Annotated in this window: 19 protein-coding genes; 11 read left to right on the forward strand and 8 right to left on the reverse strand. The window is 57.5% G+C overall.

Translation table 11 applies throughout. The features are described 5' to 3' along the window. Positions 1 to 48 precede the first annotated feature (48 nt). From G5306_RS07780 to pspA, 4 genes are all read right to left on the reverse strand, one after another. Complete coding sequence (locus tag G5306_RS07780) at positions 49 to 1,455, reverse strand: YcjX family protein (protein ID WP_421312686.1); 1,407 nt, start codon at positions 1,453 to 1,455, stop codon at positions 49 to 51. 145 nt (positions 1,456 to 1,600) lie between these two features. After that, positions 1,601 to 2,005, reverse strand: a complete 405-nt coding sequence (pspC, locus tag G5306_RS07785; RefSeq protein ID WP_005333670.1) for an envelope stress response membrane protein PspC — start codon at positions 2,003 to 2,005, stop codon at positions 1,601 to 1,603. Then, entirely contained in the window at positions 2,002 to 2,238 is a 237-nt protein-coding gene (gene pspB / locus G5306_RS07790) for an envelope stress response membrane protein PspB (protein WP_005333672.1), read from the reverse strand. Before pspB ends, pspC begins: the two co-directional genes overlap by 4 nt. A gap of 3 nt (positions 2,239 to 2,241) precedes the next feature. Further along, positions 2,242 to 2,928: a phage shock protein PspA gene (pspA, locus tag G5306_RS07795; protein WP_421312687.1), complete on the reverse strand. Its 687-nt coding sequence runs from the start codon at positions 2,926 to 2,928 to the stop codon at positions 2,242 to 2,244. 196 nt (positions 2,929 to 3,124) lie between these two features. Here pspA and pspF point away from each other — a divergent pair, with 196 nt between their 5' ends. The 6 genes from pspF (at position 3,125) to G5306_RS07825 (ending at position 9,566) form a co-directional block, all read left to right on the forward strand. Continuing rightward, positions 3,125 to 4,153, forward strand: a complete 1,029-nt coding sequence (gene pspF, locus G5306_RS07800; RefSeq protein ID WP_005333674.1) for a phage shock protein operon transcriptional activator — start codon at positions 3,125 to 3,127, stop codon at positions 4,151 to 4,153. Between the two features lie 108 nt (positions 4,154 to 4,261). After that, a complete protein-coding gene (gene sapA, locus G5306_RS07805; protein WP_041202111.1) occupies positions 4,262 to 5,857 on the forward strand; it encodes an ABC transporter substrate-binding protein SapA in 1,596 nt (531 codons plus the stop codon). A gap of 2 nt (positions 5,858 to 5,859) precedes the next feature. Beyond that, a complete protein-coding gene (locus tag G5306_RS07810) occupies positions 5,860 to 6,819 on the forward strand; it encodes an ABC transporter permease (protein WP_158113400.1) in 960 nt (319 codons plus the stop codon). 35 nt (positions 6,820 to 6,854) lie between these two features. Next, positions 6,855 to 7,748, forward strand: coding sequence for an ABC transporter permease subunit (locus G5306_RS07815; protein ID WP_421263232.1), 894 nt, complete (start codon positions 6,855 to 6,857; stop codon positions 7,746 to 7,748). Next, complete coding sequence (locus G5306_RS07820; protein WP_227342654.1) at positions 7,748 to 8,746, forward strand: oligopeptide/dipeptide ABC transporter ATP-binding protein; 999 nt, start codon at positions 7,748 to 7,750, stop codon at positions 8,744 to 8,746. Before G5306_RS07815 ends, G5306_RS07820 begins: the two co-directional genes overlap by 1 nt. A gap of 34 nt (positions 8,747 to 8,780) precedes the next feature. Further along, positions 8,781 to 9,566, forward strand: coding sequence for an ATP-binding cassette domain-containing protein (locus tag G5306_RS07825; RefSeq protein ID WP_005333681.1), 786 nt, complete (start codon positions 8,781 to 8,783; stop codon positions 9,564 to 9,566). Between the two features lie 104 nt (positions 9,567 to 9,670). Here G5306_RS07825 and htpG read toward each other — a convergent pair whose 3' ends face one another. After that, entirely contained in the window at positions 9,671 to 11,584 is a 1,914-nt protein-coding gene (htpG, locus tag G5306_RS07830; RefSeq protein ID WP_421263231.1) for a molecular chaperone HtpG, read from the reverse strand. A 165-nt stretch (positions 11,585 to 11,749) separates the two neighbouring features. Beyond that, positions 11,750 to 12,352: a recombination mediator RecR gene (gene recR / locus G5306_RS07835; protein ID WP_128835526.1), complete on the reverse strand. Its 603-nt coding sequence runs from the start codon at positions 12,350 to 12,352 to the stop codon at positions 11,750 to 11,752. 368 nt (positions 12,353 to 12,720) lie between these two features. Between recR and G5306_RS07840 the strand changes: the two genes are divergently transcribed. Next, positions 12,721 to 13,290 carry a DUF2982 domain-containing protein gene (locus G5306_RS07840; protein WP_421312688.1) on the forward strand — a complete coding sequence of 190 codons (570 nt, stop codon included), beginning with the start codon at positions 12,721 to 12,723 and terminating at the stop codon, positions 13,288 to 13,290. A gap of 468 nt (positions 13,291 to 13,758) precedes the next feature. Next, positions 13,759 to 14,790, forward strand: coding sequence for a LacI family DNA-binding transcriptional regulator (locus G5306_RS07845; RefSeq protein ID WP_421255449.1), 1,032 nt, complete (start codon positions 13,759 to 13,761; stop codon positions 14,788 to 14,790). A gap of 145 nt (positions 14,791 to 14,935) precedes the next feature. Here G5306_RS07845 and G5306_RS07850 read toward each other — a convergent pair whose 3' ends face one another. Beyond that, positions 14,936 to 15,355: a GNAT family N-acetyltransferase gene (locus tag G5306_RS07850; RefSeq protein WP_421207032.1), complete on the reverse strand. Its 420-nt coding sequence runs from the start codon at positions 15,353 to 15,355 to the stop codon at positions 14,936 to 14,938. A 96-nt stretch (positions 15,356 to 15,451) separates the two neighbouring features. Next, on the reverse strand, positions 15,452 to 17,473 hold the full coding sequence (locus G5306_RS07855; RefSeq protein ID WP_421312689.1) for an alpha-glucosidase: 2,022 nt from the start codon (positions 17,471 to 17,473) through the stop codon (positions 15,452 to 15,454). A 289-nt stretch (positions 17,474 to 17,762) separates the two neighbouring features. Between G5306_RS07855 and G5306_RS07860 the strand changes: the two genes are divergently transcribed. From G5306_RS07860 to araD, 3 genes are all read left to right on the forward strand, one after another. Next, positions 17,763 to 19,151 (forward strand): glycoside-pentoside-hexuronide (GPH):cation symporter, encoded by a 1,389-nt coding sequence (locus G5306_RS07860; RefSeq protein ID WP_421207035.1) that lies wholly within the window; start codon positions 17,763 to 17,765, stop codon positions 19,149 to 19,151. 62 nt (positions 19,152 to 19,213) lie between these two features. Next, positions 19,214 to 20,671, forward strand: a complete 1,458-nt coding sequence (locus G5306_RS07865; protein WP_421255451.1) for a glycoside-pentoside-hexuronide (GPH):cation symporter — start codon at positions 19,214 to 19,216, stop codon at positions 20,669 to 20,671. A gap of 64 nt (positions 20,672 to 20,735) precedes the next feature. Then, entirely contained in the window at positions 20,736 to 22,490 is a 1,755-nt protein-coding gene (araD, locus tag G5306_RS07870; RefSeq protein WP_216978944.1) for an L-arabinonate dehydratase, read from the forward strand. Positions 22,491 to 22,494 lie beyond the last annotated feature (4 nt).

Below are 22,494 nucleotides of genomic sequence, written 5' to 3' on the forward strand. Positions count from 1 at the left end.
AACAGTCTCCTGCGGGCGGCGCAGGAAACAAACCCGAGCCGCACACCGTTATTCGAGGTGATCCCCGAGCAGAAACTCCAGCGCCGCATCGAGCCGGATATGGGGCAACGCCTGATGGGCGCTCATGGGCATGGGGCGAAACGCCTGAAAATCAAAGCCCTGACTGTTCCACCACTGCGCTGGCGGAATATGGGGCGGCACCTCCCCGGGGAATAGCAGCAGCGGCTCACCGTTCAGGCTGGTGCCACGGATGGCCGGGAACTCGCGGCCATTGGCCACCCCCTTGCCCACTTCGGTCGCCTTGATGGCGGCGAGCGCCAAGCACTCAGTGGTGATCCCCTCAAAACGAGCCTGACCGCGACCGCTGCGTACCAGATGCTGCAGCAGGGAGACCATGGGCGCATGCTGTTCGGGGGTGACGTGATCGGCCTTGCTCGCCACAAACAGCAGCTTGTCGATACGGGGCGAGAAGAGCCGCCGCCACCAGTTGCTTTTGCCGTAGGCAAAGCTCTCCATGATGCGGGCGATGGCCTGCTGCATGTCGCCAAAGCTGGCCGCCCCGGCGTTAAGCGGCTGCAGGCAATCCACCAGCACGATCTGGCGATCAAAGCCGGCAAAGTGCTGCTCATAAAAACCCTGCACCAGATGCTGCTTGTACTGCTCGAAGCGCTGCTTGAGAGTGGCGTAAAGAGTGCCATCGGCGGGCTCGCCGACAGGCATCTCCCACACCCAGGGGACAAATTGCAGCATGGGGGCACCGGCATACTCGCCCGGCAAGACGAAGCGGCCGGGCTGAATAAGGTGCAATCCCAGCTCCTGTTTGCAAGCATGCAAGTAGGCGGTGTAACGCTCGGCTAGCTCAGCCACCGGCCGCTCTTCGAAGCGCTGATCGACCTGCCACCCGGGTGTCAGCCAGCTGGCGGCAAGTGCCTGCAGCTCTGAGCGACGAAGCTGCTCGCGCACCTGTTCGCTCCACTGCTCGTAGCTCATCTCAAGGAGCGGCAAGTCGAGCAGCCACTCTCCGGGGTAGTCCACCAGATCCACGTAGAGGGTGGAGATCTCCCCCAGATGTTTGCGCAGGGGATGACGGGTGCGATAACGGATTTCGAGGCGCACTTCGGCCACCCCGCGGGTCGGCTCGGGCCAGGCAGGTGGATCGCCAAACAGGGAGTCGAGGCCACGCTCGTAGGCAAAGGTGGGGATGTGGGCATTGAGCTGCGGCACCCGGCGGGCGCCGAGGATGCGCCCTTGACGCAGGGCATCCCACAACGGCAAACGGCCGTCGATGGCCGCGTGTTCCAGCTGGTTGACCAGCGCCGTGATAAAGGCGGTTTTGCCGCTGCGAGAGAGGCCGGTCACCGCCAGCCGGATATGGCGATCCCGCACCCGGTTCACCACGTCGTTCGCCTTGTGTTGCAGGCGAGTCAACTTCTGTTCCAGTTTGTTGAGTATCAAGGCTTGATCCGTTCTCCCTTGGTGGTTGCATCCGGCGTGCTCAGCCGTGCGAGAGGTCGACCGCTTATCCACATCTGGATAGTTGTCGTCGATAGTGGATCATCACAGAAGATTCCACCATCGACATTGAGTGCTTTAGCAAGCACTACAGCTTGCGAAATTCCCGCTGCAGGGTGAACTCCCTGGAGGTCACCAGTTTCTCGATCCGCTGAACTCTGGGCTCCAGCGCGTCAAGTTCCTGCGCGATGCGGCCCAGCGCCTGATGAGGGGTGATCCCCGCCTGCCAGCTGCGCGCTTTCATCCGCACCTCAGCAAAGTCGGCATCCTCTTGCGAATAGAGGGTGACCGGCTTTTTGTCGAGCAAGAACCAGGCGGCGATATAGGCGGTGAAGGTAATGAAACCGGCGAAGATAAGGCCACTGATGGCGAGCAACCGCACGATCCAGGTCTCCACCCCGAAATACTCAGCCAAACCGGCACAGATCCCGGCTATCTTGCCACGCTGGGGATCGCGATAGAGGTTACGCCCTTCACGACTGACACTGCTCATACCTTGTTCCTCCAACCGGGTACTTCTGCATCCAGAATTGATTCCAGCGCGCCCACGCGCTCCTGCATCTTCTCGGTGCGAGCCAGCAGCCCTTGCAGCTGTTCCCGCTCGCTATCGGCAAGACCGGCGCCAATGCGCCCCTTGGCACGATAGTGCAGCACCAGCCAGATGGGGGCTACCACCACCATGAAGACCACCATGGGAACCATCAATACACCCAGCAGATCTTCCATCTGTTACTCCCCCTGTTTGCTTTCGCTTTTGCTGTCGCCCTGACCCAGCTTCTGGCGCATGGCTTCCAACTCGCGGCTTATCTGATCGTCCACTTCCAGCTCGGCAAACTGCTGCGCCAGCGCCTTGTCGGACTGTCCCAGATCGGCGCGCGCTTCCATTTCGTCGATGCGACGCTCCATCCGCTCAAACTTGCTCACCACCGCCTGGCTCTCGCCACGGGCTACCTGGCTCTGCACATTGAGACGGCTGCTGGCCGCTTCGGTGCGAATGGCCATCGCCTTTTGACGGGCGCGGGCATCTTCCAGCTTGGCTTCGAGCTGGCGGATCTCCTCACCCAGCTTCTCGATGCCGCTGTCGACCGCCTGCTGCTCGCGGTAGAGGGTCTCTGACAACTCGGTCTGTTTCTTCTTCTCGATAAGGGCCGCGCGGGCCAGATCTTCACGCCCTTTGGTCAGGGCCAGCTCGGCCTTGGCTTGCCACTCGTCGACCCGCTCCTGATGACGGGCGATCTGACGACCAATCTCTTTCTGGCTGGCGAGGAAGCGGGCCAGATTGGAACGCTCCTTGACCAGCTCGTCCTCCATCTCCTGGATGATCAGGCGCACCATCTTCTGGGGATCTTCTGCCTTGTCGAGCAGGGCCGTCAGGTTGGAATTGATGATGTCGGCCAGACGGGAAAAAATACTCATGATTGCACTCCTGTTATTGGCATGGCGTTGTTTCTCCATTGACAATGGCAACTTGTGTGCCAATCTGGAACAAAATTTAACTTGTTGATTTATATGGGGCAGAATAGCCGGATTGCAAGATGCCTCGCGCAAGTGATGATTAAAATCACCAACTTTTGGTAAGATTGACCAGCTTTTACAACTGACAGGGATCACTATGACCACGGCCACGGAAAGCCTGCTGGGGGAATCCAACGCATTTCTCGAGATCATTGAGCAGGCCTCACGGCTCGCCCCGCTGCGCAAACCCGTGCTGATCATCGGTGAGCGGGGGACGGGCAAGGAGCTGATCGCCCACCGCCTACATTATCTCTCGGCGCGCTGGGATCAAAGCTTTGTCACCATCAACTGCGCCACCCTGAGCGAGAGCCTGCTGGAAACCGAGCTGTTCGGTCACGAAGCGGGGTCGTTTACTGGCGCCGCCAAACGCCATCAGGGCCGCTTCGAGCGGGCCGATGGCGGCACCCTCTTCCTCGACGAGCTGGCCACCACCAGCGCCCGGGTGCAGGAGAAGTTGCTGCGGGTCATCGAGTATGGCGAGTTTGAGCGGGTGGGTGGGGCCAAGCCCCTCAAGGTGGATGTGCGACTGGTCTGCGCCACCAACGAGGATCTCCCTGCGCTGGCCGACAAGGGGCAGTTTCGCCACGATCTGCTCGACCGGCTCGCGTTTGATGTGATCACCCTCCCCCCCTTGCGGGAGCGGCGGGAAGATATCCTGATGCTGGCGGAGCACTTCGCCCACAGCATGACCCGGGAACTGGGCTATCCGCTGTTTGCCGGTTTCTCGCGCAAGGCAACCCAGCTGCTGCTGGATTACCACTGGCCGGGCAACGTGCGGGAGCTGAAGAACGTGGTGGAGCGCAGCATCTACCGTCAGGGCAATCCCCAGTTGCCGCTCTCGACCCTGGTGCTCAACCCGTTTGATTCCCCCTGGCGACCACAGGTCACGCAACCTGCGCAAGAGGCCCGAAGCGAGGTACAATCTGCATCCCCCCTCGCCTTGCCGCTCGATCTCAAGCAGGCGGTGGCGGAGTACGAGATTAATTTACTCAAGCAAGCGATGCAGCAATCCCAGTATAATCAGCGCAAAGCCGCTCAACTGCTGGCCTTAAGCTATCACCAGTTCCGTGGCATGCTACGCAAATATCAGCTGCTGGATGGCGATAACGATGCAGAACAAGAGTGAAGGAGCGCGGTTGATGCCGACTCCAGCAACACGCCAGCCTTCGCGCTGGCACATTTGTATCAAAACGTGCGTACAAAACCCCTATAAGAACATGGTTCAACAATGAGAATGCTCACACCCTTGCTGCTGGGTCTGCTGGTGCTGGTCACCGGCTGCCAGAAGCAACCCGAGGCCTCCAAAACCGGACTAATCTATTGTGCTGAGGGATCCCCCCTCTCCTTCAATCCCCATGTTTCCAACTCCGGGGTGACACTGGATGCAAGTGCCCGTCCGCTCTACGACCGCCTGCTGGAGGTGAACCCCAACACCCTGGCGCTGGAGCCGGCGCTCGCCACCAACTGGCATGTCAGCGAGGATGGCCTCACCTATACCCTGACCCTGCGCAAGGGGGTGACGTTTCACCATACCCCCTGGTTCAAGCCCACCCGCACTTTCAATGCCGATGATGTGGTCTTTACCTATGCCCGCCAGCTTGACGAGCAGCACCCCTATCACAATGTCTCCGGCGGCGATTACCCCTACTTCTACAGCCTGGGGCAAGATCTGCTGATCAAGCGGGTGAGCAAGAAAGGGCCACAGACGGTAGTATTCGAGCTGAACCAGCCGAACGCCTCCTTCCTCGCCACCCTGGCGAGCGACTATGCGGTGATCCTCTCCGCCGAATACGCCGAGCAGATGTTGCAGGCGGGCACACCAGCCCTGCTGGATAGCCGCCCCATCGGCACCGGGCCGTTCAGCTTCAAGGAGTATCGCCACAACGAGTTCATTCGCTATCTGCGCCATCCCGGCTATTGGGGCGGCGATGCCAAGATTGAACAGCTGGTCTACGACATCACCCCCAAATCCGCCAAACGGCTGGCCAAGCTGCTGACCGGCGAGTGCGACGTGATGAGCACCCCTTCCGCCAGCCAGCTCTCGGTGATCAAGCAAAATCCGGCGCTGAGCCTCTCGGTCCAGTCGGGGATGAACGTCGCCTTTTTGGCCCTCAATACCCGCAAGCCGCCGTTCAACAACGTCAAGGTGCGTCAGGCCATTGCCAGCGCCATCAACATCGACAACCTGTTGCAGGCGGTCTATTTCGATACCGGCCTGCCCGCCAACAGCCTGTTGCCGACCCTCTCGTGGGGGTACAACCCCAGCCTGCCCGAGCGCAAACCCGACCTGAAACGGGCGCGCCAGCTGCTCAAGGAGGCGGGACTGGAGAAAGGGTTCGAGATGCAGGTGCTGGTACAGCCAGACGCCCGCCCCTACAACCCGGATGCGGTCAAGACCGCCCAGCTGATCCGCAGCGATCTGGCCAAGGTCGGGATCAAGCTCAAGATCGTGCAACGGGAGTGGCCGGTGATCGAAGGCCGTCTCACCAAGGGGCAGTACGACAGCCTGCTCTCCGGCTGGATTGCCGATAACGCCGATCCGGACAACTTCTTCCGCCAGCTGCTGAGCTGCTCGGCAGTGGAGCGCGGCAACAACTACAGCCGCTGGTGTAGCCCGGCCTTCGATCAGTTGCTGGATGATGCGGTCACCACGCCCCAGCTCTCGTTCCGGCTGCGTAACTACTACTATGCCCAGACCCTGCTTAACGAACAGCTGCCGCTGATCCCGCTGGCGCACGCCTTGCGTACCCAGGTCAGCCGCAGCGACATCGAGGGGCTGACGCTGATGCCCTTTGGCGGCACCTCCTTCAACCAGGCTCACAGGGAGTAAGCATGCTTCTATACACCTTGCGCCGCATCAACCTGCTGCTTATCACTCTACTGGCGCTGACCTTTGTCGCCTACCTGCTGGACTATCGGCTGATCGGCAATCAGCTCAGCTTCTGGAGCGGCTATCCCGACTTCCTGCGCCGCATTTTCGCAGGCGACCTGGGGCTCTCCAGCGTCTCCGGGCTGCCGGTGCTGGACGAGATCCGCCACTATTTTCCCGCCACCCTGATCCTCTGCCTAGCGGCATTTGCCATCTCGCTGCTGGTGGGTATTCCCCTCGGCACCCTGGCGGCCCTGTCACAAGGCAAGACGCTGGATCTCTCCATCATGACCGCCGGTCTTATCGGCTATGCGGTGCCGGTATTCTGGCTGGCACTGCTGGTGGTAATGCTCTTTTCGCTGGATCTTGGGTGGCTACCATCATCAGGACAGATCAGCCTGCTCTACGACGTACCACACATTACCGGTATTGCCCTGATCGATGTGTTGTTGAGCCACGAACCCTGGCGGCAAGCGGCACTGCACGATGCCCTGCGCCACCTTATCCTCCCGTCACTGGTGCTGGCGGTGGTGCCCACCACCGAGGTGATCCGTCATGTGCGCAGCTCGCTCATCGACGTAATGAAGCAGAACTACATCAAGGCGGCGGCGAGCCGGGGCCTGTCCAAGGCACAGATCGTCTGGCGCCATGGTCTGAAGAACGCCCTGCCGCCGGTGCTGCCGCTGCTGGGTTTGCAACTGGGCAGTGTGCTCACCTCCGCCATGATCACCGAGGTGGTGTTCGAGTGGCACGGGATCGGCCGCTGGCTCATCAGCAGCATCGCCCTGCAGGATTACGCGGCCATCCGCGGCGCCACTCTGGTGGTGGCCAGTTTCGTGATTCTGATCAGCGTCAGCACAGAGTTGCTGACCACCCTTATCTATCCGGCACGGCGCAAAGAGCTCTATGCCAAACAGGATTGAACGCGCTCATGGCGTGACCAGGAGCCAGGTACTCTATGCAAGATAAATCGAACATCTATCCCGAACTCAAGATCCTCTCGCCCCTTGAGCAGACGTGGGCATCCTATCGCCGCAATCCGCTCGCCATGGCGGGGCTCTGGTGTTTTTTGCTGTTGCTGCTTATCACGCTGGTGGGGCCGCTGGTCGTTCCCTACGGTATTGATGAACAGCACACCGACAGGCTGCTGCTCGCCCCCTCCTGGGCGGCGACCGGCAATATCGACTACTTCCTTGGCACCGATGATTTGGGGCGCGACATGCTCTCCCGGCTGGTGGTGGGGGCACGTCTCACCTTCGGCTGTGCCCTTGTCGTGGTGGTGATCGCCATGGTGGTGGGCTCCGCCATCGGCATACTCGGCGGCATGAGCAAGGGGCTGAAATCGAGCGTGCTGCACCACCTGCTCGATACCCTGCTCTCCATCCCCTCCCTGCTGATGGCCATCATCATGGTTGCCATTCTGGGGCCGGGCCTTGGCAATACCCTGATCGCCATTACCCTGGCATTGATCCCCCCCTTTATCCGGGCCACTTACAACGCGGTGCATGCCGAGATGCAGAAGGAGTACATCATTGCCAGTCGGCTCGATGGCTCGCCCCCCTTCAGGATCATGCGGCTGGCTATTTTGCCCAATATCGTCGAGACCCTGGTGGCCCAGACCACCCGCACCTTGTCTGCGGCCATTCTCGATATCTCGGCAGTCGGTTTTCTCGGCCTCGGCGCACAATCCCCTCAACCGGAGTGGGGCACCATGCTGGCCGATTCGAGTGACCTCATCTATCTCGCCCCCTGGACCGTCACTTTGCCGGGCATGGCTATCCTGTTCAGCGTGCTGGCCACCAACCTGGTTGGTGAAGGCATCCGCGAAGCACTCAAAGAGGGGAATGACTGATGCCGCTGCTCGATATTCGCAATCTCACCATCGAGATCGACACACCGCAAGGCAAGGTCAAGGCGGTGGACAAGGTGAGCCTGACCCTGACCGAGGGGGAGATCCGCGGTCTGGTGGGTGAATCCGGCTCAGGTAAAAGTCTGATCGCCAAGGTGATCGTCGGCATCGAGAAGGACAACTGGACGGTACGTGCCGACCGGATGCGCTTCAACGACATGGATCTGCTGAGCATGCCTCCCAAGGAGCGCCGTCGCATCATGGGTCGCGAGATCGCCATGATCTTCCAGGACCCCATCAGCTGTCTCGACCCCTCCGAGGAGATCGGCACCCAGCTGGAAGAGGCAATCCCGACCGATTCGTTCGAGGGGCAATTCTGGCAACGCTTCCAGTGGCGCAAGAAGAAGGCCATCGCCCTGCTGCACCGGGTCGGCGTCAAGGATCACCGCAAGGTGATGCGCGCCTATCCCCATGAGCTGTCGGATGGCATGTGCCAGAAGGTGATGATCGCCATGGCCATTGCCAACCAGCCGCGTCTGCTGGTAGCCGACGAGCCCACCAGCGCCATGGAGTCCACCACCCACTCCCAGATCCTGCGACTCCTGGACAAGATGAACAAGCTGGGCAATACCACCATCCTGATCATCAGTAACGACATCGCCGCCATCGCCAACCTGACCGATACCATCAACGTGATGTACTGCGGCCAGATGGTGGAAGTGGGCACCCGGGAGCAGATCCTTGAGACCCCGCATCACCCCTATACCGATGCCCTGCTCAAATCGATCCCCGACTTTGACAAGCTGGTGCGCCACAAGTCGCGCCTCGAGACCCTGCCCGGCGTCATCCCGCCACTGCAACACCTGCCCATCGGCTGCCGTCTGGGGCCGCGCTGCCCCTACGCCCAGAAGCAGTGCGTGCAGACTCCTTTGATGAACAAGATCAAGGGCCATCAGTTCAGCTGTCACTTCCCGCTGAACATGGAGGAGCCCAAAAAATGATGACCGTTAATGCCCCCATGAAGGAGCCCCGCTTGTGATCGAGCCATCCCTGTTGCAGGTCAGAGGCCTTAGCAAAACCTACCAGAACCGTACCGGTCTGTTTCGTCGTCAGGCAGTAGAGGCGATCAAGCCCCTCTCGTTCGATCTCGAAGTGGGCCAGACCCTCGCCATCGTCGGCGAAGCTGGCTCCGGCAAGAGTACCCTCGCCCGCATTCTGGCCGGCATGATCGAACCCACCAGCGGCGACATCGCCATCGACGGCCAACTGATGGTGCATGGCGATTACCAGACTCGCTGCAAACTGCTGCGGATGATTTTTCAGGATCCCAACACCTCGCTGAACCGCAAGATCCGGGTCGGCCAGATCCTGGAAACCCCGCTGCGTCTCAACACCGAGATGACCGAGGAGGAGCGCCGTGAGAAGGTGGTGCAAACCCTGCGCATGGTGGGGATGCTGCCGGACCACGCCCTGTTTTATCCGCAGATGCTCTCCTCCGGTCAGCAACAGCGGGTGGCGCTGGCACGCGCGCTGATCCTCAACCCCAAGATAGTGGTGGCCGATGAGGCGCTCTCCACCCTGGATATCTCGGTACGCTCCCAGATCATCAATCTGCTGCTGGAGATGCAGGAGACCATGGGACTGAGTTATGTGCTGGTAGCCAACGATCTGGGCATCGTCAGCCATATCAGCGACGAGGTGCTGGTAATGCACGAAGGTCGGGTGGTGGAGCGCGGCAAGACTCTCAAGGTGTTTGCCGATCCCCAGCATGAGGTGACTCGCCGTCTCATCCAGAACTACAACAACGAATACCGCAAATAGAGAGGCGCTGGCCGCTCCCTTGCCGCTGTGTTTCGCCGAGCTCACTCGGCGAGATCAAAAAAGCCCACTGCATGCAGTGGGCTTTCTGTTACCGGCGTTGCTGCTTAGGCTTGCAGCAGCAGACGGTTGATACGGGAGACGAAGCTCGCCGGATCGTTCAGCCCGCCCTGCTCGGCCAGCTGGGCCTGTTCGTGCAGCAGGGTGACCCACTCACCGAACAGAGCCTCGTCTTCAATGGTGTCGAGTTTCTTCACCAGCGCATGGTCAGGGTTGAGCTCCAGAATGTACTTCTGCTCCGGTACCGGCTGGCCGGCCGCACGCATGAGCTTGATCATCTGGGTGCTCATACCGTAGGCGTCAGTGACGATGCAAGAGGGTGAATCGGTCAGACGGTGAGTGACACGCACCTCTTTCACTACATCGCCCAGGCTCTTCTTGACCCGCTCCACCAGACCGGCGTTAGCTTTTTCGGCCTCTTCCTGCGCCTGCTTGGAGGCTTCATCTTCCAGATCGCCGAGATCCAGTTCGCCACGGGTGACGGAGATGAGCTGCTTGCCGTCGAACTCGGTCAAGTGGCTCATCAGCCACTCGTCCACTCGCTCCCACATCAGCAGCACTTCGACACCCTTCTTGCGGAAGATCTCGAGGTGCGGGCTGTTCTTGGCAGCGGCATAGGAGTCAGCAGTGATGTAGTAGATCTTCTGCTGGCCTTCCTTCATGCGACCAACGTAATCCTCGAGAGAGACTGTCTGGGCTTCGCCCTCTCCAGCGGTGCTGGCAAAGCGCAGCAGTTTGGCGATCTCTTCGCGGTTGGCGTAATCCTCGGCCGGGCCCTCTTTGAGCACGTTACCGAACTCTTTCCAGAACTTGGCGTACTTCTCGGCATCGTCTTTCGCCAGCTTGGAGAGCATGGTCAGGACGCGCTTGGAGCAAGCTTTGCGCAGGGAGGCGGTCACCTTGTTGTCCTGCAGGATCTCGCGGCTAACGTTGAGCGGCAGATCGTTGGAGTCCAGCACCCCTTTGACAAAGCGCAGGTAGGTCGGCATAAACTGCTCGGCGTCGTCCATGATAAAGACGCGCTGTACGTAGAGCTTCAGACCGTGCTTCTGCTCGCGGTTATAGAGGTCAAACGGTGCGCGGGCCGGTACGTAGAGCAGGCTGGTATACTCCTGCGCCCCTTCCACCCGGTTGTGACCCCACAGAAGCGGGTCTTCAAAGTCGTGGGCGACGTGCTTGTAGAACTCCTGATACTCCTCGTCCTTGATATCTTTCGGGTTGCGGGTCCACAGTGCCGTGGCGCGGTTGACCTGCTCCCACTCGCCCGGGGTGCCGACGATGGTCTCACCATCCTCTTCGCGATCCGGGGTGCCCTCTTTGTACATCTCTACAGGCACGCTGATGTGATCGGAATATTTGCCCACCACGGAGCGCAGACGCCAGTCATCGAGGAACTCGTCCTCTTCGGCACGCAGGTGCAGGATGACATCGGTACCGCGACCCTCTTTGGTCACATCAGCGACGGTGAAGGAGCCTTCGCCTTCCGATTCCCACTGTACGCCCTGCTCCGGAGCAGTACCGGCGGCACGGGAGACCACGGTCACCTTGTCGGCCACGATAAAGGCGGAGTAGAAACCGACCCCGAACTGACCGATCAGTTGGGAATCCTTACCCTGATCGCCGGAGAGGTTTTTGAAGAATTCTGCGGTGCCGGACTTGGCGATGGTACCCAGGTGCTCAATCACCTGATCACGGGTCATACCGATCCCGTTATCGGAGATGGTCAGGGTACGCTTCTCTTTGTCCACCACCAGACGCACACGCAACTGGCCGTCGTTTTCGAACAAAGAGGCATCGGAAAGCGCCTTGAAGCGCAGCTTGTCCGCCGCATCGGATGCGTTGGAGATCAGCTCGCGCAGGAATACTTCTTTGTTGGAGTAGAGGCTGTGAGCCATCAGGCTCAGCAGTTGTTTGACTTCAGTCTGAAAGCCGTGGGTTTCGGCATGAACACTTTGGGTCATGGACCAATCCTCAGAAACATCGGGTTGAACATATGCCCAACCTAGATGGGGACAGCGCTCCAAATATCAAGGGGGCGAATGTGCAATCCTGCTCATTCGCCCCCTTTTTCCATTCAACTGCCGATTTTCTGATCAGGCCGTAATGGCACAATCCTCTCCAGCCCCTTATTTGAGGCGCTGGCGCCCCATCAGGGAGTGGGAGAGCGTGGTGCCATCCACCAGCTCCAGCTCGCCCCCCACCGGCACCCCATGGGCGATGCGACTCACCTCCACCCCGGCGGCACGGGCCATGTCGGCGATATACCAGGCGGTAGCATCCCCCTCGATAGTGGGATTGGTGGCGAGGATCAGCTCGCTGATGTGCTCTTCCTTCAGACGGCGCTCGAGAATATCGAGCCCCAGCTCCTCCGGGCCTATGCCGTCCAGCGGCGACAGATGGCCCATCAGCACAAAGTAACGACCGGAAAACTGGCCGGTCTGCTCGATGGCGGCCACGTCCGCCGGGCTCTCCACCACACAGAGCAGGCCATTCTCTTCCCGCTTGGGATTGGCGCAGATATCGCAGCGATCGTTCTCGGTAAAGGTGCGGCAGTGGCTGCAGTGACCGATCTCGGTCAGGGCGCGGGAGAGCAGCTGGGCCAACCGCAAACCGCCGCTGCGCTCACGCTCGAGCAGGGTAAAGGCCATCCGCTGGGCAGACTTGGGCCCCACCCCCGGCAATACCTGCAGGGCTCTCATCATCTCATCGAGCAGGGGACTGAACTTCATAACACTCCTTACACAGGCCAGCCCCTCGCCACCACCAGGGCCACGACGGGTCAGCAAAACAGGATAACGCCATTGGCGCAGGACTATACCCGAGCCGGCCCATGACTGCCATTTGCTTTGCTGGCCAGCGCAAAAACTCGGCGCTTATATTTGGTCAAAGACAAACGGGTGGTGTAATAAAAGATCGCTCCCCTCATCAGGACAAGGAGGTTAAATGGAGACACAACATATAAAGCCTCTGGTCCGCCGAAACGGGCTAACCCTGATCTGGGCCGGGGGGGCTCATCACCAGCCTGATGCTATTACTACTCTGGTTGCTTGTGGAAGGCCCGGTGCTCCCGGCCTATATATTGCTACTGAGTGGCATAATGATAACCTTGATAGGCTGGTTCAAGCTCAATGAGCCCCCGATCAGCCTATCCCTATGCCAGCACTCCCTCCACTATCACCACAAATATGGCGGCTGGGCACTGAAGTGGCACAACATCCAGCGTATCGATCAACCCAGAATCCATGTTGGTTGGGATCTCCAGCCCCTGCCCTATATCGGTTTCAAGATAAAACAGTATGACGAGTTTCTGACACTGATCACTCCCAGACTGGCAGTGCATCTGTTGACAGAGCAGCGCCCTGTGTTGCTGCATGCCCTGCATAATGAGCAGCTCCATGGGCAGCCAGTGCATACCAATGACCCCTTACAAGGCATCGACTGGCTGGAAGAGAGTCACTTTTGCTCCCCGCAAGGGCTGCACTACGATGGAGCATTGGCCATGCTGGCTCAACGGATGATTCGCATGCGCCACTTGCTCGGTTATGACCTGTTGATCCCGGTAGGCAGCCTGGATCGGGAACCGGATGATTTCCTCAAACTGCTGCGCCAATACAGGCAGGAGGCGATCGTCTCTCCACTACCTTCATCAGAGCCACATGCTCAATAACCCCCATGCCAAGTGGTTGTCGCTACGTCCCAGGCACTGAACGGTGAGCTATCCAACGCGGTTGTAACACCCATTAGACGATTGCAGAGAGTGCTGATGAGAACTACCGATTCCCATAACACTAAATACTCATACCCTGAAGTAACCACCCTTCACCATGTGGTGCGGTGTTTATTTGAACAGTTAACTGCCATGGGTCATGGCAGTTAAAGAGGCTCATTTTTCGACATTGGATGCCAAAACGCTCAAGCGCTCTTGGCAACACGTTTTTATTTGTAATGGCTAACCAAAATCTAATTACCATACAAGTAAACCGAATTGCCGACGCACCTCCTACAGCGAATCATCACTTTTATTTAAGCCTTATTTTTTATACACTTAAATACATGTCGGGAGATTATTGGATGGCTTTTCCCTCAGATAACGAAGGATGTCGAGCCGAGTAAAACCAATCAGGAAGCAGAACACGTGTCCTCGAGAAGCAAACAAACCGTCAAGCTTGATGATGTCGCGGCCCTGGCCAAGGTGTCCCCCTCGACAGTCTCACTTTATGTACGTCATCCAGACAAGGTAAGAGCCAATACCGGCCATAAAATTCAGCGTGCCATTGATGAATTGGGTTATGTGCACAACAAAATTGCCAGTCAGTTTACTGCCGGGCGAAGCTCGGCAATGGCAATTATCGTTCCTTCCATTTCCAATATTACCTTTAGTACCTTTGTCCAACAGATTGAACATATCGTGAGTGATGCAGGTTTTCAGCTCTATATTGCATCTCATGATCACTCAATGGAAAAAGAGGAACAGCAGATCCGCTCCATTTTACAATGGTCTCCTGCTGCCATAACCCTCACTGGCGCGAAGCACAGTGATACTACGATTCGTATGCTGGAGCACAGTGCGGTGCCTGTGGTTCAAGCATGGCAAATCGGTGAAGCCAGTCCGTTTGTCGCGCAGGTCGGTATAGATCATTTTCAGGTGGGTTACGATGCCGCATCTTACCTGATACGCTCCGGCTGCCATAAAATTGCCTATTTCACGACCCGTTTTAACGATGACGTGCGTGCGCAGAGCCGCTACAGCGGCTTTTGCCAGGCACTTGAGACGGCGGGTATGGATCCCTTGTTGGTCGAAATCCCTTACAGCGACAATATTTACCCCGCCGCACGCGAACTACTCATCAAGACACTGCTCAAAGAGCGCAAACTCGACGGCATTTTTGCATCAAACGATACCATTGGTACTGCATTGCTGATGGAGGCGATTGCACGCAATATCCCGGTACCAGAGCAACTATCTATCATCGGGTTTGGCGATTTTCCTAGCAGCGGTTATCTGGCCCCCGTGACCTTGTCCAGTATCAATATCAATATTCACTCTGTTGCCAGCCAGGCTGCATCTATGATGTTGCGGATGGCTCGCGATCCCGATTATAAAGGCGAGATCATTGATGCCGGATTTGACTTGATCCCCAGACAGAGTACCCGGTTTGTTTTGTGACCAAGCCAATATAGTCACACCATGAACCATCACAAAACCATGGCCTTGATAAATAGCCCATAAAGATAAATGCCCCCCATGTATCTACCAGAACACTATCCATTGCGTCAGATATTTTTAAGCAGGGCACCAGTCACTGCCAGCGCTACAAGATTTTGGTTAAGTAATATCGCTGATGAAACACCGGGCACTTTTCCAACGTCATCACGACGGAATAACCCCTCGCTTGGTAAAAAGGCTTTGCTTGAAAACTAAAAGTATCGAGCTGTGAAAAACGGCAGCCGCGCTCTAGGGCAGCCTGCTCCATTGCTGCTAATAACCGGCCTCCTACACCGCGCCCCCGCAGGCTACTGGCCACCCACAGATACTCGATATAGAGCCAGTTACCGTAGGTATGGCCACTGCATCCTCCGGCACGACGCATCTGCTCATCCTGATAGAAGATGGCAAGTGGGCGACGTATCTGTTCACCGACAAACTCACGATTGGTTTTGATCAGGTTGTCTCGTAAAAAATCGATGTCGTCCTGGCTGGGGTTTTGCACAACGTCAAGAGTGTCAATCATGCTGCTCTGCTCCTCTGGTGAAACATAATGGCCGTGAACATTGTCACGGCCATGGGTTATCTGGGTCGCATCCTCTATGGCGAACGCCGGTGCGATTTACGCCAGATCCTTTAGCTCGGCAAACAGCGAAGCCCAGGGACTTTTGGCACGATAGAACACCGGGGGCTGGCCAATCGGTGCAGGCAGAGTGACCCGCTGGCCCCCTGTAAAGCGTTGGCCGCTCCAGACATGCGTCCACTGCTCACCTGCAGGCAGGTAAGTTGTCCACTCACGCACATCCCCTTGGTGAACCGGTGCCACCAGCAACTCTGACCCATAGAGGTATTGATCCTGTATGACGTAGATCTCGGGATCATGTTCAAAATGCAGCATCAGGGCACGTTGAACCGGATACCCTTTCTCGGCCGCTTCATCCACCAGGCTACGCAAGTAAGGAGTCAGGTGGCAATAAACTCGGGTCATCCGGGCAAAATGCGCCAACGTGCTGCCATCCTGGTCAAACTGGAAATTCTCATCAGGGCGGTTACCTTCGTGGGTACGCATGACTGGGGTAAAGGCAGCCATTTCAACCCAGCGGTCAAACAGCTCCTTGGTTCGACGGTTGCCAAACAGTGAGGTGTAGCCACCGATATCCGAGTGGTGATACGCGTTCCCCAACATACCGGAGGAGAGCGCCCCCGAGATCACCGTGACCAGACCGTCGTGACGGCTGAAATCGACACATTGATCGCCTGCCCACAGTAGCGGGCAGTATTGCTGCACCCCGGTGTAACCGGCTCGCATAAAGAAAAGGGCATCACCGGTTTGGCCGTTCATCGCGATCGCTTCTGCGTTGCACTGGGCCCACAGAGTCGGCCAGGCATTGTGCATCAGCTTGGCATCGACACCGTTGTGCAGGTAGATGTTATCGGTCGGCAGGTACTCGCCAAAGTCAGCCATCCACCCCTTGATCCCCATGTCCAGCATGTTTTTACGCAGCACGGTATCACGGAACCAGGCCATGGCGTCTGGATTGGTAAAGTCGACACAGCCGCAATAGAATTCGCCAAAGTCGACCAGCGCAACTTGACCATCCTTGTCCAGCGCCATATAGCCGAACTCTTTGGCGATTGGAAACAGCTTGCCATCTTCACACAGGTAGGGGTTGACGTAGGCCATGAACTCGATGCCCTGGTCATTGAGCGCCTTGATCCTGGCGGGCAGATTGGGGTAGCGATCCTGATGGTGCTGCCAATCCCAGTCCCAGAACAGGCGCTTGCCAAACGAGGTGACCCGCAAGCCGCACCAGTCTTCACTCCACAGACCCGAAACCTTGATACCATGGTCAAGGGCGTTTTCCAGACGACTGAAGGTATTGACCTCCCCCCCCTTCAGACCAAGGATCGCCCCCTTGTAAACCCACTCCGGCAACCTGGGCTGGCGGCCAAACCGGGCAGACAGTTTTTCGATAATGCCCAGATAGCTCTCTGCGGTGCGCAACTCGATGGCCTGCGGGATCGCCCACACTTGCAGCTCATGAAACCCTTCGTGACGAAAATCGAAATCGGCATAAGCGGTGGTGTCGATATGGCAGCTGTATTTGCGAGAGGAGACAAACGTGGGTTGCGGATAGTTGGTGTGGTAGTAATCCCCACCGGCTTTGCCCATCACATCGGCTTTCCATTTGATCTCGCTGTGGGGATGGCGACCAACACCGGGCTCTGAGGTCCACAACGGAAAGTGACGGCCACGCAAATCAAAATAGGACATCTGCTCGCCACAACCCCAGACATGCTCTTTACGTTCGGCCGGCAATCTGACCCAAAAGCGGTTATATGCCTCGTCCAGTATGGTCGGATAAAGCATCACATCATCGCCATCACACACCACAGCCACCTGTAGCAAAGCCGGGGTCAAGGCATTCGGGGCAAAAACGAACAGGTTGTTGTCAACCTGTTCGATATGAGTCAATGCGACGCGAGACTCGATATAGTCTTCGATATCAAAATTGCCGCGATAAATTTCCATTTTTTCCCGGCCCTTACCTATATAAAACGCCGGGGCATCCGCTTGATGAGAAAATAACAACTGCTGCTGGTGCTGAATCGTTAACGCCTGTGACGAAAATTCGAGTTGCATTGCATAAGCTCCTGTTTAGTCGGGCCATCCCCGCTTGCTCGCAAACACAATAATAGCGCTACGATTTCATTTCAATCGCGTAAAACCCAAACAGCGATCTCGATCACCAATCAACACTCGCCACACGAAAACGTTTGGCTCGTTTGCAAACACCATTTGTAAGAGAATCCTTAACCACCAGCGCAATCTCTCGATCTGGATCCCACTTTTTAACAATCACCCTTGCGCCCGCAATCGCATCGCTACGATTATTGTCGTGCCGGATGGGTTCCACACTATGGAGAATAAAATGGTTGTTCAGGCGCATATCGAAAGCAGACTGCCTTTTAGGGAAAAACTTGCCTATGGCGTCGGCGATTTTGGTTACAACTTTGTATTGAATATCACCACCCTCTACCTGCTTAAATTTCTGACCGATGTAGCAGGTATCAATGCGGCGTGGGCAGGCGTCATCTTTTTGGTGGCGAAAGTGTTCACCGGCTTCACCGACCTGGGCACCGGCATTTTCCTCGACACACGCAAGAGCTTCGGACCTCGCGGCAAGTTTCGTCCGATGCTGCTCTGGACCATAGTGCCCCTGTTTGTCTGCAATATGTTGCTGTTTTGCAATTTTGAGCTCAACAGCGAGACCAAGACCACCCTGTTCATCGTCTGCTTTATGGCCTTTGGCCTGTTCTTTAGCTTGGGCAATGCCAGCTATGGCGCCATGGTGCCCTCTATGACCAAAAATGTTCAGGATCGCGCAGAGCTGGCAGCATGGCGTCAGGGCGGAGCCAACACCGGCCTGTTGTTAGCCACCGTCGGTTTCATGCCCATCGCCATGTTGTTTGAATCCCAGGAGACCGGCTACATGGTGGCAGCCCTGGCCTACACCTCGGTCGGCTTGGCGGCGGTGCTCTTTTGCTACCTCAACGTCAAAGAACACCACACCATCATAGGTAATGACCCTGACCAGATAGTCGAGAAGCCCACCATCAAGGAGGGGCTCAAGGCGGTACTCAAGAACAACCAGTTGCTGGTGCTGGCAGTAGCCAACCTGCTGACCCTCTCCGCATTCAACGTCAAACTCACCGTGCAGGTCTTCTACGCCCAGTACATTCTGGGTGATGTCTCCATGGTCTCTTACATGAGCTTTGTCAGCATGGGGTGCATCTACCTCGGGGTGTTGTCTGTGCCTGCGCTGGTACGCCGCTTTGGCAAAAAACCTGTCTATCTGGCCGGATTGTGCCTGTGGATCTCCGGCGACATTGCCAACTACCTGTTCGGTGGCACCGTCATGAGTTACGTGCTGTTCACCTCGCTGGCGTTCTTTGGCACCTCTTTCGTCAACAGCCTTAACTGGGCGTTTGTCTCAGATACCGTTGAGTACGGTGAGTGGAAAACCGGTACCCGTACCGAAGGCTTGGTCTACTGCGGCATGACCTTCTTTAGAAAGTGTTCGCAAGCTATCGCAGGGTTCGTCCCCGGGTTTGCTCTGGCACTGGTTGGCTACATGCCCAATGTGGAGCAAACCGATGCCGCCAAAGCCGGGATCACCGGACTGATTTTCATCTACCCGGCAAGCCTGGCCATCGTAACGGCACTGGTGATGGCCCTCTTCTACACCCTCAACGAGCAGCGCTATCAAGAGATCATCGCCAGCCTTGGTGCCCGCCGTGTGGCGACCACCCAAAGCTGACTCTCATGCAACTGGCAGCGGCGTGCTGGCCACGCTGTTGCTCTCTTCAAGGATGTGATCCCATGACATATCGCAATGTGGCAAGTGACCGTCTGGCATGGCAGGAAAAGATGGCCTACGGAGTGGGTGATCTCGGCTATAACTTCCTGCTCAACTGCACAACTCTCTATTTGCTGATCTTCCTGACCGATGTGGCAGCCATTCCGGCAGCATGGGCCGGAGCAATCTTTCTGGTTTCGAAGTTCTTTACCGCCTGCACCGATCTGGTGACCGGCAGCGTGCTGGATAATCGTTCCGAGCTCGGCCCCAGAGGTAAATTTCGCCCCTTCCTGCTCTGGACCATAGTGCCACTGGCTCTTATCAACACCGCCCTGTTTACCAGCGTTGAGCTCCCGGTCATCGCTAAAACAGTGCTGTTTACCCTGCTGTTCATGATGTTTGGTGCCTTTTACAGTTTTGGCAATGCCTCCTATGGCGCCATGGTCCCGGCCCTCACCAAGCGACTCCAGGACCGAGCCGAGCTCGCCGCCTGGCGCCAGGGGGGAGCCAATACCGGATTACTGCTCTGCTCGGTGGGGTTCATGCCGCTGGTATTGCTGTTTGACAAACCACAGGTCGGCTATAGCGTTGCGGTACTGATTTATTCGGTCATGGGGGCTGCAGCAGTACTCTTTTGCTACAGCAGAGTTCGTGAACGCCATGTGCTGCCATCGGTTGTCAACGAATCGGGGTTTTCGGCAGTACAAACCAACGCACGGGCCGTGCTGGCAAACCGTCCGCTGGGCATCCTGGCGCTGGCCAATCTGCTGACGCTGGCAGCGTTCAACACCAAGCTGATTGTTCAGGTTTTTTACGCCCAATATGTGATTGGCGACGTATCGATGATCGCCTACATGAGCTTCATCAGCATAGGGTGTATCTACCTGGGTGTATTGCTGGTCCCCTTTGCCGTGCACCGTTTTGGCAAACTGCCTGTCTATCTGGCTGGCATTGGCGTGTGGATATGCGGTGACCTGCTCAACTACCTCTACAGCGAGAGTGCTCTCGATTACATCCTCTTCACCTCCCTGGCCCTGTGGGGATCCGCTTTCGTCAACAGTCTCAACTGGGCGTTCATCTCTGACACCGTCGAGTATGGGGAATGGAAAACCGGCATCCGCACAGAAGGGCTGGTCTACTGCAGTCTGACCTTCTGCCGCAAATGTTCGGCCGCGCTTGCGGGCCTCATTCCCGGGCTGGTGCTGGCATGGTCAGACTATGTTCCCAACGCGACGCAAAGCACCGAGACCCAAAGCAGCATCGCCAATCTGATGTTTCTCTACCCGATCTGTGCCCTGATTTGCGCTGCTGCCTTGATGTTGCTGTTCTACCCGCTCACTGATGCTCGCTATCAACAGATCGTCCGGGAGCTGGCACAACGCCATGCCCTTGCTTCTCCCCGGAAACCCCATCACCGAATGAGTGAACAATCTACTCCATCGCCTGACCCCCCCCCTCTTCGTGCGGGTCAGAATGGCTGAATTTAACATGCTGTTTTTATTGAATTAATCCTTAACCAAATCAGACAAAGAGAGCGCTATTCCTATGTCATTCAACAGTGAAAACCTGGCCAAGCTCGATATCTCGGCGCTGCGTAGCCAACGCTGGTATGCCCCCGACACCATCCGAGCCTTTGCCCATCGTCAACGCAGTCAGCAAAGTGGCTTGAACCGCGACGAATTCATGGGCAAGCCAGTGATCGGGATCATCAATACCTGGAGTGAAATGAGCCCCTGCCATAGCCACCTGCGTGAGCGCGCCGAGGCCGTCAAGCGAGCCGTCTGGGCCGCGGGAGGCTACCCCGTTGAATTGCCCGCGCTGTCGGTCGGGGAAGTATTGGTCAAGCCGACCACCATGCTCTATCGCAACTTTCTTGCGATGGAGGCAGAAGAGCTGCTGCGCCAGCATCCGATCGATGGGGCTGTGCTGCTCGGCGGTTGCGACAAATCCACGCCAGCCCTGCTGATGGGCGCCATTTCGATGGACTTGCCTGTGATCTTCTGCCCCGCCGGCCCCATGTCGAGCGGCAAATGGCGCGGTCATGTCACCGGTGCCGGTACCCATACCAAGAAGTTCTGGGATCAATTGCGCTTGGGGGCCATTACCCAGCATGACTGGATCGAGCTGGAGGGGGCGATGACTCGCTCCATCGGCACCTGCAATACCATGGGCACAGCATCCACCATGACCTCCATCGCCGATGCCATGGGCTTTATGTTGCCGGGGGCCAGCTCCATCCCCGCCGCTGACTCGCGACACGTCCAGATGGCAGCCCAATGCGGCCAAATCATCGTCGACATGGTGTGGCATGATCACAAACCTTCCCGCTGGCTGACCCGAGCCAACTTCCTCAATGGCGTAGTGGCCTACATGGCGCTCGGCGGCTCCACCAATGCCGCGATCCACATGATTGCGATGGCCAACCGGGCGGGCATCAACCTCACTCTGGAAGACATGGAGTCGGTGGCACGGGAAGTCCCTGTGCTGGCCAATCTGTTTCCCTCTGGTGATCAGTTGATGGAGGAGTTCTTCTTCGCCGGCGGTCTGATGGCCCAGCTGAAAAAGGTGGAGTCATTCCTCCACCTCGATGCGATCGGGGTCACCAATCGTCCCGTTGCACAGTGGATTGCCAACGCGACCTGTTATGACGACAACGTGATCCGCTCGCTAGATAACCCTGTGGTACCGCTCTCCCGTGGATGTGCATTGACAGTATTGCGCGGCAATCTGTGTCCCAACGGGGCTGTGATGAAATCATCTGCCGCCAAACCCGAACTGCGCCACCACAAGGGCCCTGCCATCGTCTTCGACAGCCATCAAGAGCTCTCGGATCGCATCGATGACCCCGCCCTGGAGGTAACCAAGGAATCAGTGATTATCCTGCGCAATGCCGGCCCGGTCGGCGCGCCGGGCATGCCGGAGTGGGGCAACCTGCCGATCCCGAAAAAGCTGCTGCAACAAGGCGTCACTGACATGGTGCGGATTAGCGATGCCCGCATGTCCGGTACTCACTATGGCACCTGTATCCTGCACGTTGCCCCTGAAGCGGCCATTGGTGGCCCACTGGCACTGGTACGTACCGGTGACCTCATCGAGCTCGATATCGCCAATGGCCGCCTCAACATGCTGGTCAGTGATGAAGAGCTGGCCGAGCGCCGCCGCACGCTCAAACCGGTACACAAAGTTTATGAACGCTCTTATGCCGCACTCTATCAACAACATGTGACCCAGGCCGATCAGGGCTGTGACTTCGATTTCCTCCAGGCTGGCAGCAAAGTGCCCGAGCCCCCGATTTTCTAAAGGA

This window comes from Aeromonas sp. 603404 (assembly GCF_049171775.1).
In the GTDB taxonomy this organism is placed as follows: domain Bacteria; phylum Pseudomonadota; class Gammaproteobacteria; order Enterobacterales; family Aeromonadaceae; genus Aeromonas; species Aeromonas veronii_A.